The 15051-nt window shown below is 66.3% G+C and carries 16 protein-coding genes; 9 read left to right on the top strand and 7 right to left on the bottom strand.

The window, feature by feature from the left end; translation table 11 throughout:
* Window positions 1-206 precede the first annotated feature (206 nt).
* Complete coding sequence (locus tag ACAG24_RS25540; RefSeq protein WP_370475192.1) at window positions 207-1256, bottom strand: NAD(P)H-dependent amine dehydrogenase family protein; 1050 nt, start codon at window positions 1254-1256, stop codon at window positions 207-209.
* A gap of 166 nt (window positions 1257-1422) precedes the next feature.
* Between ACAG24_RS25540 and ACAG24_RS25535 the strand changes: the two genes are divergently transcribed.
* The 3 genes from ACAG24_RS25535 (at window position 1423) to ACAG24_RS25525 (ending at window position 4753) form a co-directional block, all read left to right on the top strand.
* Entirely contained in the window at window positions 1423-3120 is a 1698-nt protein-coding gene (locus ACAG24_RS25535) for a serine/threonine-protein kinase (protein ID WP_370475191.1), read from the top strand.
* 46 nt (window positions 3121-3166) lie between these two features.
* Complete coding sequence (locus ACAG24_RS25530; protein WP_370475190.1) at window positions 3167-4354, top strand: lipid-transfer protein; 1188 nt, start codon at window positions 3167-3169, stop codon at window positions 4352-4354.
* A 90-nt stretch (window positions 4355-4444) separates the two neighbouring features.
* Window positions 4445-4753, top strand: a complete 309-nt coding sequence (locus ACAG24_RS25525) for a hypothetical protein (RefSeq protein ID WP_370475189.1) — start codon at window positions 4445-4447, stop codon at window positions 4751-4753.
* Window positions 4754-4830: 77 nt separating this feature from the next.
* On the opposite strand, the gene ACAG24_RS25520 is transcribed toward ACAG24_RS25525, so the two are convergent.
* Entirely contained in the window at window positions 4831-6228 is a 1398-nt protein-coding gene (locus tag ACAG24_RS25520) for a cation:dicarboxylate symporter family transporter (RefSeq protein WP_370475188.1), read from the bottom strand.
* 160 nt (window positions 6229-6388) lie between these two features.
* Between ACAG24_RS25520 and ACAG24_RS25515 the strand changes: the two genes are divergently transcribed.
* Together ACAG24_RS25515 and ACAG24_RS25510 are read left to right on the top strand one after the other, a co-directional pair.
* A complete protein-coding gene (locus tag ACAG24_RS25515) occupies window positions 6389-7939 on the top strand; it encodes a sensor histidine kinase (protein ID WP_370475187.1) in 1551 nt (516 codons plus the stop codon).
* Complete coding sequence (locus ACAG24_RS25510; RefSeq protein ID WP_370475186.1) at window positions 7936-8634, top strand: response regulator; 699 nt, start codon at window positions 7936-7938, stop codon at window positions 8632-8634. Before ACAG24_RS25515 ends, ACAG24_RS25510 begins: the two co-directional genes overlap by 4 nt.
* Window positions 8635-8669: 35 nt before the next feature.
* On the opposite strand, the gene ACAG24_RS25505 is transcribed toward ACAG24_RS25510, so the two are convergent.
* From ACAG24_RS25505 to ACAG24_RS25490, 4 genes are all read right to left on the bottom strand, one after another.
* Window positions 8670-9752: an MmpL3/TtfA transport complex stabilizer gene (locus ACAG24_RS25505; RefSeq protein WP_508506434.1), complete on the bottom strand. Its 1083-nt coding sequence runs from the start codon at window positions 9750-9752 to the stop codon at window positions 8670-8672.
* 458 nt (window positions 9753-10210) lie between these two features.
* Window positions 10211-10618 (bottom strand): STAS domain-containing protein, encoded by a 408-nt coding sequence (locus ACAG24_RS25500; protein WP_370475184.1) that lies wholly within the window; start codon window positions 10616-10618, stop codon window positions 10211-10213.
* A gap of 30 nt (window positions 10619-10648) precedes the next feature.
* Window positions 10649-10885: a microaggregate-binding protein 1 gene (gene mbp1 / locus ACAG24_RS25495; protein WP_370475183.1), complete on the bottom strand. Its 237-nt coding sequence runs from the start codon at window positions 10883-10885 to the stop codon at window positions 10649-10651.
* Between the two features lie 95 nt (window positions 10886-10980).
* Entirely contained in the window at window positions 10981-11322 is a 342-nt protein-coding gene (locus ACAG24_RS25490) for an STAS domain-containing protein (protein ID WP_370475182.1), read from the bottom strand.
* A 312-nt stretch (window positions 11323-11634) separates the two neighbouring features.
* Here ACAG24_RS25490 and ACAG24_RS25485 point away from each other — a divergent pair, with 312 nt between their 5' ends.
* The 4 genes from ACAG24_RS25485 to ACAG24_RS25470 all read left to right on the top strand — a co-directional run bounded on the left by ACAG24_RS25485 (window position 11635) and on the right by ACAG24_RS25470 (window position 14222).
* The gene (locus ACAG24_RS25485) at window positions 11635-11985 is read left to right on the top strand and encodes a DUF732 domain-containing protein (protein WP_370475181.1); all 351 of its coding nucleotides are present in this window, start codon (window positions 11635-11637) and stop codon (window positions 11983-11985) included.
* A gap of 160 nt (window positions 11986-12145) precedes the next feature.
* Window positions 12146-12442, top strand: coding sequence for a hypothetical protein (locus ACAG24_RS25480; protein ID WP_370475180.1), 297 nt, complete (start codon window positions 12146-12148; stop codon window positions 12440-12442).
* A 103-nt stretch (window positions 12443-12545) separates the two neighbouring features.
* Entirely contained in the window at window positions 12546-13877 is a 1332-nt protein-coding gene (locus ACAG24_RS25475; protein WP_370475195.1) for an MFS transporter, read from the top strand.
* Window positions 13878-13973: 96 nt separating this feature from the next.
* Complete coding sequence (locus ACAG24_RS25470) at window positions 13974-14222, top strand: hypothetical protein (RefSeq protein WP_370475179.1); 249 nt, start codon at window positions 13974-13976, stop codon at window positions 14220-14222.
* A gap of 14 nt (window positions 14223-14236) precedes the next feature.
* Here ACAG24_RS25470 and ACAG24_RS25465 read toward each other — a convergent pair whose 3' ends face one another.
* Window positions 14237-14998, bottom strand: a complete 762-nt coding sequence (locus tag ACAG24_RS25465) for a TMEM165/GDT1 family protein (protein ID WP_370475178.1) — start codon at window positions 14996-14998, stop codon at window positions 14237-14239.
* Window positions 14999-15051: the final 53 nt, after the last annotated feature.

Here is a 15051-nt window from a genome sequence, read left to right as displayed (position 1 = left end):
GAAAGCGGCCGATCCCCGCCACCATCTGCCTGGCGCGACGGCGCACCAACGTTCTCTACGCCCTCATCCGTGACAACCGAACCTGGCAACCTGATTCACCCCCGGTCACCGCCGCGGCTTGACTTCTTCATTGAGAGTCCTTTCGTCTACCGGACACTCTGACCCGCGGCTACGCAGAGCTCAAATCGGCGAGCGTGGGCGGTTCTTCAGCGCAGGCCGGGTGCCGCTTTCGCACTGATGAACGGCAGGTCGAGATAGGTGCTGATTCCCGGAGGCGCCGCGCACACGGCGGGCACCGAGTTCACGCAGTGCGCCGCGGTGGCGACGACGCCGTACTCCGGTCCCTGCCCGCCGATTTCGGACTGGAAGCCCTTCACGGTGACGGTGAAGTCCGGGTTGCCCTTGATCTCCATCTCGTAGCGCTGCCCGGCCGGGCCGAAATCCCAAGCGGGGTCCAGGTTTTCCTCGCCCATCAGCCAGTTGACCGTCACCTCCACGACGACGTCGTCGCCGACGAGGGCCTCCCAGTGGAACTTCCGGGCGGCGACCTGACCGGGTTCGATCGTCCCGATCGGCGAATCGATGGGCGCGGTGGCGACCGCGATCTCCTGGGTCGAGCGCACCCGCGGTTCGGCGGCGAAGCCCATCGCATCAACGATCATCTTCACCGACTGGATGAAGCCACCGTCGAGAAGTTTCTGCATCGGCCCGGACAGCGCCTTGTCGGGCGTGTCACCGAAACCCATCACGTAGCGCACGACGTCGGGGGCCTCGTAGCTGCGCAGGTCGGAGAACTCCTCGGCGCGCACGAACGTCACCCCGGTCGACATCGTCGACATCAGCAGCGGGAACTTCTCGCTGATGCCGCCCGGCGCGATCCCGGTGCCGTGCAGGGTGACACCGCCCTCCTCGGCGGCCGCCCTCAACGGCGCGGCCTCCTTCTCGGACGGGTAGAACCAGCCCACGGGGCTGACGACATTCTTCCCCGAGCGCAGCAACGAAGTGACCTCGTCGGGATTCGGCAGCAGCGGGGTGTAGACGACCGCGTCGGCATCGAGGGCCAGGATCTCGTCGGCGCTGTTGGTCGCGGTGATCCCGAGGGGCTCCATGCCGATGATCTCGCCGACGTCGCGGCCGTTCTTGGCTTCGGAATGCACCCAGCAGCCGACCAGTTCGAGATCCGGATGTTCGAGGACGCCCTTGATCGCGGCGACGCCGACTCCGCCGGTTGCCCACTGCACGACGCGCAGCGCCATTTCGTCTCCTTCCAGGAGCCCCCGAAACTAGAACACGTTCTATTTAGGTCTACACCAGATGTCGTCGCGGAGGGATCGAATCCTTCGAACCCGCCGGTTGAGGCTGTCCGGGCACAGATGCCGCATTAGGGTGTGTTCGCCGGACGAACGAACCCGAGGAGCCTTGATGACCGATCCGCAGCAAGGTTCCCGAGTCGGCTCCCAGATCGGCCCGTACCGACTGCAACGCCTGCTCGGCAAGGGCGGCATGGGTGAGGTGTACGAGGCCCACGACACGGTGAAAGACCGGGTGGTGGCCCTGAAGCTGTTGCCGGAGGGGGCTTCCCACGATCCGGTGTTCCGCAAGCGACTGCAGCGGGAAGCCCATGCCGCGGGACGGTTGCAGGAACCGCATGTGGTCCCGATCCACGACTACGGCGAGGTCGACGGGCTGCTGTTCGTGGACATGCGCCTGATCGACGGCACCGATCTGCGCAGGGTGCTCAAGGAGCAGGGCGCGATGACGCCCGCGCGGGCGACGGCCATCGTCAAACAGATCGCCTCGGCGCTGGACGCCGCGCATCAGGCGGGCATCATGCACCGCGACGTGAAACCCGAGAACATCCTCATCAACCGCGAGGACTTCGCCTACCTGGTGGACTTCGGCATCGCCAATGCCGCCACCGACGAGACGCTCACCGAACTCGGCACCGCGGTGGGCACGTACGCCTACATGGCTCCCGAGCGTTTCACCGCGGGCGAGGTCACCCACCGTGCCGATGTGTACGCGCTGACCTGCGTGCTCCACGAGTGTCTGACCGGGGCGCAGCCATTCCAGGGCGACAGCGTCAGCGTCGTCATCACCGCGCACCTCAACCAGCCCGCGCCGCGTCCCAGCCAACTGCGCCAAGGCATTCCGCCTGCGCTCGACGAGGTCGTGGCCCGCGGAATGGCCAAAGAACCCGCCCATCGCTACGCCTCGGCGGGCGAGATGGCCAAGGCCGCCACCGACGCGCTGACCCATGCCGAGCAGGACCAGGCCGCGGCGATCCTGCAACGCAGTCAGGCCGCGACGATGATGGCCCCGCTGCCTCCCCCGCCCCCGCCGGGTGGGATACCGAACTACGGCGGGGCCACCCCGCCACCACCACCGCCGCCCGCCGCCCCGTCCTACGCCGGGGGCTATCAGGGACCGCCTCCTCCGCCCGGGCCGCCCCCCGGCTGGACGTCCCCGCCGCCGTCGGGCGGTGGCCCCGGCGGTTCCAGAGGCCCCATGATCGCGCTGCTCGCGGGTGGGGCGGTCATCGTCCTCGTCCTCGCCGCGCTCGGCATCTGGCTGATCGTCCGCGGTGACGACTCGTCGTCGGTGGCGTCCTCGACCAGTTCCTCGGAAGCGCCGACCACGCCGTCGCGGGAGCCCACTCGTCGTACACGCACGTCGACGACGACCCCACCCCCGACGGAGTCCTACGACCAGCAACTGATGGCTCTGCTCGCCCCCGGCCACGACGATTCGAACTGCCAGCCGGTCAGCCCGCCCGCCGCGTCCGCGGTGGCCACGGTCGACTGCGAACAGAACAGCAATCCCACCGGACCTGCCTTCACCAGGTACTCGCTGTTCACGGACAAGCCTGCACTCGATGCCGCGTTCCAGGAGGCGATCGGGGTGAACTCCGAACTGCTGCAGTGCCCGGGCAGCGGCATCGAATCGCCGACCACATGGCATTACACCGAGACGCCCGACCAGGTCGCGGGCCAGATCGCATGCGGCACATACAACGACAACCCCGACGTGGTGTGGACCAAGGACGAGAGCTTGCTGCTGGCCGACGCCCAGGGACCCAGCCTCGAGGATCTGCACAACTGGTGGTTGGAGTTCGGATAGCCCGCGCTACCGTCTGCAGGACCGCAACGTAGCGAAGGGATCCAGCATGAAGCGCGTGTTTGTCATCGGCGTGGGTATGACCAAGTTCGAGAAGCCGGGCCGCCGGGAGGGCTGGGACTACCCGGACATGGCGCGGGAATCGGGCACCAACGCGCTCGCCGATGCCGGCATCGAGTACTCCGAGATCCAGCAGGGGTATGTCGGCTACTGCTCAGGCGACTCGACGTCGGGCCAGCGGGCGCTCTACGAGCTCGGCATGACGGGCATCCCGGTGGTCAACGTGAACAACAACTGTTCCACCGGTTCGACGGCGCTGTACCTCGGCGCGCAAGCGATCCGCGGCGGCCTGGCCGACTGCGTCCTCGCGCTGGGATTCGAGAAGATGCAGCCGGGTTCACTCGGCGGCGGCGCGGACGACCGCGAGTCCCCGATGAAGCGACACATCTTGGCGCTCAACGACATCGACCAGATGCAGTTCCCGGTGGCGCCGTGGATGTTCGGCGCCGCGGGCCGTGAACACATGAAGAAGTACGGCACCACCGCCGAGCACTTCGCGAAGATCGGCTACAAGAACCACAAGCATTCGGTCAACAACCCGTTCGCGCAGTTCCAGGACGAGTACACCCTCGACGACATCCTGGCCGCGAAGATGATCTCCGATCCGCTGACCAAACTGCAGTGCTCGCCGACCTCGGACGGGTCTGCGGCGGTGGTCCTCGCCAGCGAGGACTACGTGGCCAAGCGGGGTCTCGCAGAGCAGGCGGTCGAGATCGTCGGCCAGTCGATGACCACCGACTTCGCGTCCACGTTCGACGGCAGCGCCGCCAACATCATCGGTTACGACATGAATGTCAAAGCCGCACAACAGGTGTACGACCAGTCGGGGCTGGGCCCGCAGGACTTCCAGGTGATCGAATTGCACGACTGCTTCTCGGCCAACGAATTGCTGCTGTATGAAGCCCTCGGGCTGTGCGGCGAGGGTGAGGCGCCGTCGTTGATCGACGCGGGCGACACCACCTACGGCGGTCGGTGGGTCGTGAACCCGTCGGGCGGGCTGATCTCGAAGGGTCACCCGCTGGGCGCGACGGGCCTCGCGCAGTGCAGCGAGCTGACATGGCAGCTGCGGGGCACCGCAGACAAGCGGCAGGTGGACGGCGTCACCGCGGCGCTGCAGCACAACATCGGGCTGGGCGGGGCAGCGGTGGTGACCGCCTATCAGCGTGCGGATCGCTAGCGCCTCGGGGTGAACCGATCCCGTCGCCGAAACGTGTGACCTGGTGCGGGCGATGTAACCAGGGGTCGGGCATCACCAGGAGGTGCGGCCATGCGTGGGGCGTGGACAGTGGGGATCGTGGCGCTCGGTGCGGCGCTGGGCCCGGCGGGCCAGGCGGCCGCCGAGGACCAGAACCCGTGGGCGGTCATCGAACAGCTGGAGCTGGCGGGCTACACCGTGAACGTCGACCGGATCGGCAACGCACCGATCGAGCAGTGTGTCGTCACCGAGGTGCGCAACCCGCAACAGGTGACGCAGCCGGTGACCGTCGTCGACAGGAACAAGCACGGCATCGATGTGGACACCGTCGATGTGGTCGTCCGCCAGTCGATTTCGGTGACGCTGGACTGCACGGGCTGAGTTCGCCCGCCGAGCGGTCGGAACGCACGAAAAGGCCCGGTCGGCGCAGGGCCGACCGGGCCTTTCCTACTCGTGCCCTACACCGCCGCAGGGGTCCTCGCCTGCGCCGGCTCTTCGGCACGTGAGCCATGATCCGAGTCGAGCATCGTCAGCTCGTCGAAGGGATCTTTACCAGCCAGAACGGTGTTCACCTTCTCCTTGTCGATCGTGTGCGTCCACGATCCGACCAGCAGGGTCGCCACCGCGTTACCCGAGAAGTTGGTCAGCGCCCGCGCCTCGGACATGAACCGGTCGATGCCGACGATGAGGCCGACGCCGTCGAGCAAGTCGGGACGGTGGGCCTGCAGGCCGCCGGCAAGCGTGGCCAGTCCGGCACCGGTGACGCCGGCGGCGCCCTTGGAGGCGACGATCATGAAGACCAGCAGTCCGATCTGCTCGGCCACCGACAGCGGGTCCCCCAGTGCACTGGCGATGAACAGCGAAGCCATCGTCAGGTAGATCGCGGTGCCGTCCAGGTTGAACGAATAGCCGGTCGGGACGACCACGCCGACGGTCGAACGGTCGACGCCGAGGTGCTCCATCTTGGCGATCAGGCGCGGCAGTGCGGATTCCGAGGACGAGGTCGACACGATCAGCAGGTACTCCCGCGCCAGGTAGCGCACCAGCTTGAAGATGGACACGCCCGCGACCATCCGCAGCAGCGAGCCGAGGATGCCGAACACGAAGATCACGCAGGTGAGGTAGAAGCCGAGCATCAGTGCGGCGAGCTGCCCGACCGCGGCCCAGCCCGTCTGGCCGACCACGTTGGCGATGGCGCCGAACGCGCCGATCGGCGCCAGCCACAGAATCATGACGAGGACCTTGAACACGAGCTTCTGCAGGTGCTCGATACCCCGCAGGATCGGCTCACCGGCCGAACCGAGGCTCTGCAGCGCAAACCCGACGAGCAGGGCGACGAACAGCGCCTGCAGCACACTGCCCTCGGTGAGCGAGGACAACAGCGAGGTCGGGATGATGCCCTGCACGAAATCCAACAAGCCGCCGGATTCGTGGGCCTTCTCGGCCAGCTCGGCACCCTTGCCGGCGGCGCTGTCGGTCAGGCGGAGGCCACTGCCCGGGTGCAGAAGGTTGCCGACCACCAGGCCGATGCCGAGGGCGAATGTCGACATCGCCAAGAAGTAGACGAACGCCAGGCCGCCCACCTTGCCGATCGTGGCGGCCTTGCGAACCGATCCGATGCCGAGCACGATCGTGCAGAAGATCACGGGCGCGATCATCATCTTGATCAGCGCGACGAACATCGTTCCGAGGACGCCGACGGACTTGCCGACCTCGGGGGCGAAGATTCCGACGCCGATGCCTGCGATCACCGAGACGATGACGGCGATGAACAACCAGTGGGTGCGGTCGTGCTTTTTCTTCTTGGGCTCTTCGGGCGCCGGCTCGGATGCCGGTCGATCCATCGTGGTCGTCATCGCAGTTCTCCTTTGGACACAGCTCAGATTTCGGGTCTGAAAGGATGCTCGGCGAGGACGTGAGCCACGTCACGCTTTAGTTCATTTAGTTCGGTATGTTCACGAACATGTCCCTGGTCGCGGTTGTTCACGTCGAGGCCGTTGAGGATCCGCCCGTCTGATGCGCCGGCCCTATTCCCTGGCCACTCAGGCGATCGCGCTGCAGATCCTCGTCATCGCCCTGATCGTGCTGGGCGGAAGCGCGCTGGCGCTGCTCGACGCCCGCCAGGATGCCGACGCGGCAGCCGAGGAGCAGGTGCTGGGCATCGCCACGTCGCTGGCCGATTCGCCGTCCACCGCAGAGGCGATCGAGGAGGGCCGGGCCACCGAGATCCTGCAGCCCGTCACCGAACTCGTGCGCCGCAACACCGACATCGCCTTCATCACGATCATGGCGCCCGACCGCACCCGCTTCACCCACACCGACCCCACCCAGATCGGTGGCGATTACCTTGGCACCATCGAACCCGCGCTGCGGGGGGAGTCGTTCACCGAGGTCTACACGGGAACACTCGGCCCGTCGATCCGCGCGGTTGCGCCGGTGCTCGACGCGGACGGACGCGTGGTCGGGTTGGTCGCGGCCGGGATCCTTCAAGAGAGCCTCGCCGATCGGTGGCGCGCGCAATGGCCGGTCATCGCCGCCGTCGGCCTTGGCGCGCTTGCGGTTTCGCTGATCGGCGTGTGGGGCATTCGGCGCCGGCTGCTACGGCAGACGCGCGGCCTGCGCCCTGAAGAGCTGCGGGTGATGTACGACCACCACGACGCGATCCTGCATTCGGTGTCGGAAGGCTTGATCGTGCTGACCAAAGACGGCGTCGCACTCGTCAACGACGAGGCCCGCCGCCTGCTGTCGTTGCCGTCGGGCAGCGTGGACCTGTCCGAACTGCCGGAATTTCTGCGTACATTCAATCCCGGTGCGCGTGATGAGATCCACGTGACCGAAGACCGCGTCCTCGTCGTCAACAGATCGCGGGTGGAGAACGGCACCGCCGGCTCCGAGGTGGTGACCATCCGCGACCGCACCGAATTGCAGGGCGCACTGGGAGAACTCAATTCCTTGAAGGTGCTGACGGATTCGCTGCGCGCACAGGCCCATGAAGCGGCCAACAAGCTGCACACCATCGTGACGATGGTCGAAATGGGCCGCGCAACCGAGGCTGTCGCGTTCGCCACCGCGGAACTCGAACTCTCACAGCACCTTGTGGACCGGCTGTCGGCTGCGGTGCGAGAGCCTGCTCTCGTGGCGTTGCTGCTGGGCAAGACGGCGCAGGCCGACGAGCGCGGCATCGAACTGACGGTCACAGAGGAGACCGAATTGCCCGCCGACTCCGACGAAGTGTTGTTGTCCGGGCAGGAACTCGTCACTGTCGTGGGCAATCTCATCGACAATGCCATGGATGCGTGCGACCTCGACGATCCATGGGTGGAGGTGACGATCGACCAGCACGACGGGCAGCTCACCATCCGTGTGGCGGACAGCGGAGAAGGCATGGACGCCACCACTTTCGAGAAGGCGATGCAACGGGGATATTCCACGAAGTCCGGTACCGAGGCGGGGGAACACGGGCTGGGCCTGGCGCTCGTGGCGCAGGTCGTCAAACGCCACAACGGCGAGCTCACCGCGGATGTCACCTACGGTTCGATCGTGACCGTCACGGTGGCCAAGCCGTGATCACGGTGCTGATCGTCGAGGACGAGCCGTTGATCGCCGAGGCGCACGAGGCGTACCTGCGGCGCTTGCAAGGCTTTTCGGTGGCGGGTGTCGTGCATACCGCACGTGATGCGATGCGAGTGGTGTCCGAGTCCTCAGCCGGCGACGACCCCGTGGACCTCGTACTGCTCGACATCGGATTGCCGGACGCGAGCGGCATCGCACTCGCGTCGGCGCTGTCGGGGTTGCGTCCCGCGCCGGACATCATCGCGATCACCTCGGAGCGGGATCTGGAGATGGTGCGTGCCGCCGTCAGCCACGGGGCGCTGGCCTACCTGTTGAAGCCGTTCACATTCGCCGCCTTCCGGGAACGGCTGGAGCGCTATCAACGCTACCGCCAGGCGTTGCCTGCCGGCATCGACGCTGCCAGCCAGGCCGAGGTCGACCGGGCACTCGCCGAGCTCCGCATCGGGTCCGACCGCTCCGCGGCTCCGAAGGGAGCGGCTCCCGCGACGAACAACGAGATCGCCCGCGCCGTACGCGATTTCACGGACAACCCGGACGGAATCACCGCAGACGAAGTCGCCAAGCAGGTCGGAGTGTCACGTGTGACGGCGTGGCGCTACCTGGAGCGGCTCGCCGACGAAGGCACCGTGCGCCGTCATACCGACTACGGTAAAGCCGGGCGGCCGAAGACCCGCTATCAGTGGCGCTGACGCACGCAGGGCCGTCGACCGAAGTCTGACCGAGATCAGACGGTGACGGGCTGGCGCTGAATCCGCGGCGGCGTCAGTGCGATCGGATTGGTCGCGAGGAACTGCGAGTAGAGCATCGCGATCGACGACTCGACCGAGAACACGCTGAGACCACCGGCGTAGTCGGCGATGTAGAGCCGCGAACCATCGCCACCCTGGGTCACGCACGAAGGACGCGCGTCGACCTTCAGAGAATCGACGATGTCGAGGCTGAGGGTGCACAGCACTGCGACGCGGTCGTAGTCGACGATGTAGGCGCGCGACTGGTCGGCGCTCATCACCATCTGGGTCGGTGCTCCACCGAGATCCGCCGTGTCGGTCACCCGCATGGTGGCGAGGTCGACGACGTGAACGGCCCCGCCGACGGCCCGATCGGAGGTCAGCACGTAGATCGCGTCCCCGGCGTACGCGATGTCGCGGATCGGCGAGCCGACCGGCAGGACGCGGCCCACGAGCGACGTCTCGGCATCCACGACGATCAACCGGCTGCCGCTCAGATCGGTGACCGCCAGGTAGAGCCGCTTGCCATTGGGGTCGACCCGCAGTGCATCGATGTTGGCGGTAGGCGCGCGGCCCACCTCGATGGTGCCCACCCGCTCGGCGGTGACGTCGATGACCGCGATGTCGACCCGGTCCTGCGCGGAACGGCCGACATAGACGCGCTTGCCGTCGGGGCCGGCGGCAAGCGTGGTCACGCCGGATGCCACGGGGTAGGTCTTGATGACGGTGTTGGTGTCAAGGTCGATCGCGGCCACCGCGTCGTAGCTGTGAGCCGCGACGGCCACGTAGGCGCGGTCGTCGGCAACAGCGATGGCGAGGGGCTCGCCCTCGAGGCCGATCGTGGCCCTGACAGACAGCGTCACCGGGTCGAGTACCGAGACGCTGTCGTCACCGGAGTTGGCCATCACGACGGCGCTCCCGCCAGTCGCCAGGTCGCCGATCGGCCCGCGTGACACGGTGATATGGCGCTCAAGCACGACATCGCCGTGCGCACTGTTCACCAGCGGCGCATCGGACACGCCAGCATCACCTGTTGGGTTGTGCATCACATGCCCCTTGGGCATCAAAAAGTTTGCCATTTGCCTGGTACCTCCGCCGGTATGACTTCTACCCGGCCCTAGATTCCGTGTATGGCGCCCGGTGGGGCGCGATCTGAATCGAGTGTAGCGACGAGAAATCAAGGTCAGAGCCGCCGGAAAGTCATGACGGCGAATAACCACCCAAGGCTCTCAGAACTTACTTAGACAATTCCTAGTTATAAATTCGTGACCTTGGTTCGGCAATCTGCAAACAGGCCTTGAACAGGGGTTAGCGGCGATATGGCGAGCGGCCTACGACTATGTGACAAACACCGCTCCACGCAAAATTCTTAGCCTTTGCGATCAGACTGAGGTGCAGATCACAAACCGACATGGCAGCAAACATGTGAAACGGGCTCCCTTCTGGTTCGCCATCCGTGCCGCCCACTCGCGGACTGCGGCTTCACCGGGCTCCGCAGTTCGCTGGGACGCGGGAGAGGTCAAAGATCAGCGCCGCGTCAGGCCGGCTTGGAACCGCGAACGCTCGCGATCTCTTCCAAAGGAATCAGACCCTCAGGGTCGCAGAGCTTCACCACGCGCGACACCGACGGACTCGGCACGACACACCACGTCACGTCCTCGCGGGCCAGATGCGCACTGATCGCGTACAGCGCCGAAGCGCCGTCGAAAGCCATGAAATGGACTTCGGTGAGATCGAGGACCAACGCCCCCGCCCCGCCTGCGGCCTCGCGGACGGTATGGGCGAAATGCTTGGCGTTGGCGGCGTCCACCTCGCCACACACCGAGACCGTGGCTCGCTTGTTCGAGCCACGGCCTTCGGTGCGGCACGCAACCTCCAGCGACGTCGACGCTATCGAGAAGTGCCGACTGTCAGCTGACCTGCTGCGGATGGACGTAAGAGCCATTGCAGGAGAACTTACCCTGCCAAACGGGTTTTACTGCTCGGCTTTTTGACGCTCTTCGTTGGCCTTGGCCGCAGCGCGCGCGGATTCCGCCTCAGCTTCCTTCTTCGCGGCTTCGCGCTGGGCATCGGCCTTGTCCTGCTGGGCCTCGCCTTCGCGCTGGAGGTCATCGCGGCCGGTGACCACGCCGATCACCTCTTTGGCTTTGCCCTTGACGCCTTCGACGGTGCCTTTGACGGCTTCTTCGGGACCTGAGTTGTTGTCGCTCACCAGACGCTCCTTCTTCGCGGGTGACAGCTTTGGCGAAGCGTCTGTTCCCCGGGCACAAATTTGCCAAACCTGCGGGTCACAGGATCAGGAGATGGTCAGTCGTCTCGCAAGTCGGCCACAGCGGCGTCGAGCGTCGAGAAGAGATCCACGTAGTCGGTCAGTCCCGTGACCTTGAGTGGCCGGCTGGTGGCCGGACCGTCGGCGACAACGGCGAACCTGGATTGCCCGTCGACCCGCTTCTGCGTCAGGACGAGGACCTGCATGCCGGCCGAACCGAGAAAATCGACATCAGTGAGATCGACGATGAGGCCGGCGGGCTTGCGCTCCACCACCGCGTCGATGGCCTCCTGCAGCTTCGGCGCAGTCAACATGTCGACTGCCCCGACCGCTGACACGATCACGACACCATCAAGCTGGTGTTCGGTGAATTGCTGCACGTGGCCGGCCTCGTCTCTCTAGGCGCGTCCGGGTACTCCCGGTCGCGGCTGATCGCTGAGGCTGCAGTCTGAACCCGGTGTCTGATGCGTGACAACCGGATACAGGCTATCGAAGCCTCCGGCCGGGCGATCACATCGCCCCGTTCGACCGGGCTGGGTGCGCAGCATTCGGCGAATTCGCTTTGCAGCCGGACGGACCGCCCATATGCACTTCACGGGGTGTCCAGCGTCCCCGGCGCACCCACGGCGCAAATCCCGGGATGTGCGCTCCACCACCGCTACCATCCGCACAGACATCCGACAGGAGGCTCCATGCGCGCCCACATCGCCCGTCCGACGATTCTCGCGGTCGGCGCCGCAGCGGTCGCGGTCCTCGCCACAGCACCCCTTGCGCAGGGCACGGACGCCGACGCCCAGTTTCTCGCGGTGGTGAGCGAGTTGGGGCTGGAGTTCGGATCCCCGGACGAGGCGACCGAAGCCGGCAACAACGTGTGCGACGTGGTGGCCGAGGGGACCGCCAACAATGTCGAGCCGGCGCGGATCCGCGCCGACATCATCAACTCGCTGCTCGGCGAGGGCGTCGATCACGAGCAGGCGACCCGGCTGATGGTGGCCGCGGTAGGCGCTTACTGTCCCGTGTACAACGGCGTCCTCACGGGCTGACCCCGCCAGGGCGGGTCCCCCTGACCCGGCCTCATTTCTCCCGACTTCTCCCGGAAATCTCCACACAAGCTCCAAGCGCGGCCATTCCCTGCTCGCGACGATGGTGTCACTCATACAGTTGCGATCACGCAGGTGACGCACCAGACCTAGGAGTCACACCATGAAGCAGTTCATCGCAGCCGGCGTTCCGCTCGCTGCTCTCGGTGCCGTGCTCGCCTTCGCCGCGCCCGCGCACGCAGACACCGCGTCGTCGACCATCAACTCACTCCGCGCGCAGGGGTACGACGTGAAGATCAGCCGCGTCGGGAACGCCCCGCTGGAGGAATGCACCGTGATCGGGGTGCGTAACCTCCCGGGTGCGCCACTGCCCTTCAACCTCAATGACGACGACGACTTCAATGTCTTCACCGTCGTGCCCAAGCAGAAGGTGGCCGTCTCGCTGAATTGCTCGAACTGACGGACCTGTTCGAACCCAGCTGAACCGGACGGCCGCCGGGCTCTGCGGCCGTCTAGGTTTGGATCCCGTGTCGACGCCGCCTCAGTCCTCCTTCCCGCGGGGGATGGCGCTGCTGGTGGCGGGGGCGCTGTTCATGGAGATCCTCGACGCCACGATCATCGCCCCGGCGATCCCCGCGATCGCGCAGGACTTGGGAGTCGCGGCCGTCGACGTCAACGTCGCCATCTCCGCCTACCTGCTCACCGTCGCGGTGCTCATCCCGGCGAGCGGATGGATCGCCGACAGATTCGGGATCCGGCCGGTGTTTCTCGCGGCGATCGCGGTCTTCACGGTGGCGTCGGTGGGATGCGCACTGAGCGGATCACTGTCGATGCTCGTGTCCATGCGCGTGCTGCAGGGTGTCGGTGGCGCGATGATGGTCCCGGTCGGTCGATTGGCGGTGCTGCGATACAGCGCGAAAACCGACCTGGTGCGGGCCATCGCGCTGCTCACCTGGCCGGCCCTCACCGCACCGGTCGTCGCCCCGGTCCTGGGCGGGGCGATCGCCACATACGGATCGTGGCGGTGGATCTTCTTTGTCAACATCCCGGTCGGCATCCTCGGATTGCTGTTCGCTCACAAGCTGATTCGCGGAGGCCCCGCCGCGCAGGTCAAGCCATTCGACTGGCGCGGGCTGCTGCTGCTGGGCACCGGTATCGTCACCGCACTGATCGCGCTCGAGCACATCCGGGTCAGCGGCACCGACTGGATGCTCGTCGGGATCGGCGGCTGCGCCGCACTCGGCCTGCTGATCGGCGCACTACTGCATCTGCGGCGCACCCCCTCACCTCTGGTGCGCCTGTCGGTACTGCGGGTGCGCACGTTGCGGATCACGGTGTCGGGCGGCTCCCTCTACCGTCTGGTGATCACGGCGGTGCCGTTCCTGCTGCCGTTGCTGTTCCAGCTCGAATTCGGATGGTCGGCCTTCGCCGCCGGGCTGATGGTGGCAGCCCTGTTCATCGGCAACCTGACGATCAAACCGATCACGACCCCGTTGATGCGACGCTTCGGCATCAAACGGGTGCTGCTGGTCAACGCGATCGTGTCGGTGGGATGGTTCGGAGTTCTGGCCGCCCTGCAGCCCGGCACCCCTGTCGCGGTGATCGCGGCGGTGCTGTACGTCAGCGGTGCACTGCGGTCGATCGGATTCACGGCCTACAACAGTCTCGCCTTCGCCGACGTCGACGGCGACGAGCTGACCCACGCCAACACCTTGAATGCGACGGTGCAGGAGCTGGCGTCCGGGATCGGCATCGCCGTCGCCGCACTGCTTCTCACGGTGCTGACGTCGTACGCGTGGACGTTCTCGGCGCTCGGCGCGCTGCTCGCGCTGACGCTCATCGAGACGCTGCGGCTGCCCGGCGATGCGGGCGCGCACGTCAGCGGGAAACGCTGACGCGGGGCATTCGATCGAGGCTGCGAGGCAACAGGTTCTGCGTGTCCGCGCGCGCCTACCGCGAAAGTCTCGACTTCGACTTTAGCCTTGGGGGCCGTGACCACCTTGTACGAGCCGTCGCTGGCGGAGCTGGACTTCGAGCCCGAAATCCAGTGCACCTGCCGCAAGTTCTGCGGCCCGCTGGCCCATCCGGCGCAATGGTGGGTCACGTTGTCGTGCGGGTGCCCGTACCCGATGTGCCAGCGCGCGTTGCGAATCGCCAATCTGCGGCTCAAAGTCCGCCCGCTGACCTGTCGACACTGCGAGACCGAACAGATCGCCATTCGCTCCGTCGTGGCGATCTGACGGAGACGTCGTCCCTATCCAGAGGGACGCCGAGATGCGCCGATCTCCGCGCCGGGCTCCTCGGCATCCACGTCGGCGGTGACCGGAGGCGACGGCTCGGACCGCAGGACCGCTGGGCGCAGCCGGTCGGGCAGTGTTCGCACGATCGCCCCGAACGCCAGCACGATGGCCAGCGAGATGGCGCCGAGGAGGGCGAACGGCAGGTTCGGAATGAGGTTCTCCAGCAGCATGTAGGCGCCGAAGAGCAGGAACAGTGCTGCCGCGCCGATCTGGATGATCCGCTCGGGCAGACGCTTGCCGAGCACTGCGCCGACGACGATGGCCAGCGCGTCGGCGGCCACCATGCCGAGCGTCGAGCCGACCCACACACCCAGCCAGTTGTTGTCAGAGGCCAGGGTGACCGTCGCGAGCATGGTCTTGTCGCCGAGTTCGGCGAGGACGAAGGCTGATGTCACGACGAAGAACGCGGGAGCGGTCGCCTTTTGGGCGCGCGAGGCCTCCTCGTCGGACAGGCTGTCGCCCCGCAGCGTCCACAGGCCGAAGAAGATGAACATCGCCCCTGCGATGATGCCGAGCAGATGTGTCGGCAGTGCTGCACCGAGGTAGTGGCCGATGGCGACCGACAACACGTGCACGGCGGTGGTGGCGACGGTGATCGCCGACAGCACCACCCACCAGCGGTACCTCAATGCGAACATCATCGCGACGAGCTGGGTCTTGTCCCCCAGTTCCGCCACGAATATGACGGCAAAGCTCAACAGCAACGCGGCGAGCACCAGAACTCCTCGGTCTCGGTGACTGCCGTTCGGAGAATGTGGACACGCCTCCG

This window comes from Mycobacterium bulgaricum (genome assembly GCF_041287165.2).
Taxonomy (GTDB): Bacteria; Actinomycetota; Actinomycetes; order Mycobacteriales; family Mycobacteriaceae; genus Mycobacterium; species Mycobacterium bulgaricum.
This window is presented reverse-complemented; position numbering and strand designations above follow the sequence as displayed.

What these genes read in the sequence shown, in the direction of transcription:
- ACAG24_RS25540 (WP_370475192.1), bottom strand. Translation starts at nt 1,256, where the DNA reads ATGGCGCTGCGCGTCGTGCAGTGGGCAACCGGCGGAGTCGGCGTCGCC.
- ACAG24_RS25485 (WP_370475181.1), top strand. Translation starts at nt 11,635, where the DNA reads ATGCGCGCCCACATCGCCCGTCCGACGATTCTCGCGGTCGGCGCCGCA.
- ACAG24_RS25500 (WP_370475184.1), bottom strand. Translation starts at nt 10,618, where the DNA reads ATGGCTCTTACGTCCATCCGCAGCAGGTCAGCTGACAGTCGGCACTTC.
- ACAG24_RS25480 (WP_370475180.1), top strand. Translation starts at nt 12,146, where the DNA reads ATGAAGCAGTTCATCGCAGCCGGCGTTCCGCTCGCTGCTCTCGGTGCC.
- ACAG24_RS25525 (WP_370475189.1), top strand. Translation starts at nt 4,445, where the DNA reads ATGCGTGGGGCGTGGACAGTGGGGATCGTGGCGCTCGGTGCGGCGCTG.
- ACAG24_RS25515 (WP_370475187.1), top strand. Translation starts at nt 6,389, where the DNA reads ATGCGCCGGCCCTATTCCCTGGCCACTCAGGCGATCGCGCTGCAGATC.
- ACAG24_RS25530 (WP_370475190.1), top strand. Translation starts at nt 3,167, where the DNA reads ATGAAGCGCGTGTTTGTCATCGGCGTGGGTATGACCAAGTTCGAGAAG.
- ACAG24_RS25475 (WP_370475195.1), top strand. Translation starts at nt 12,546, where the DNA reads ATGGCGCTGCTGGTGGCGGGGGCGCTGTTCATGGAGATCCTCGACGCC.
- ACAG24_RS25505 (WP_508506434.1), bottom strand. Translation starts at nt 9,752, where the DNA reads ATGGCAAACTTTTTGATGCCCAAGGGGCATGTGATGCACAACCCAACA.
- ACAG24_RS25535 (WP_370475191.1), top strand. Translation starts at nt 1,423, where the DNA reads ATGACCGATCCGCAGCAAGGTTCCCGAGTCGGCTCCCAGATCGGCCCG.
- ACAG24_RS25520 (WP_370475188.1), bottom strand. Translation starts at nt 6,228, where the DNA reads ATGACGACCACGATGGATCGACCGGCATCCGAGCCGGCGCCCGAAGAG.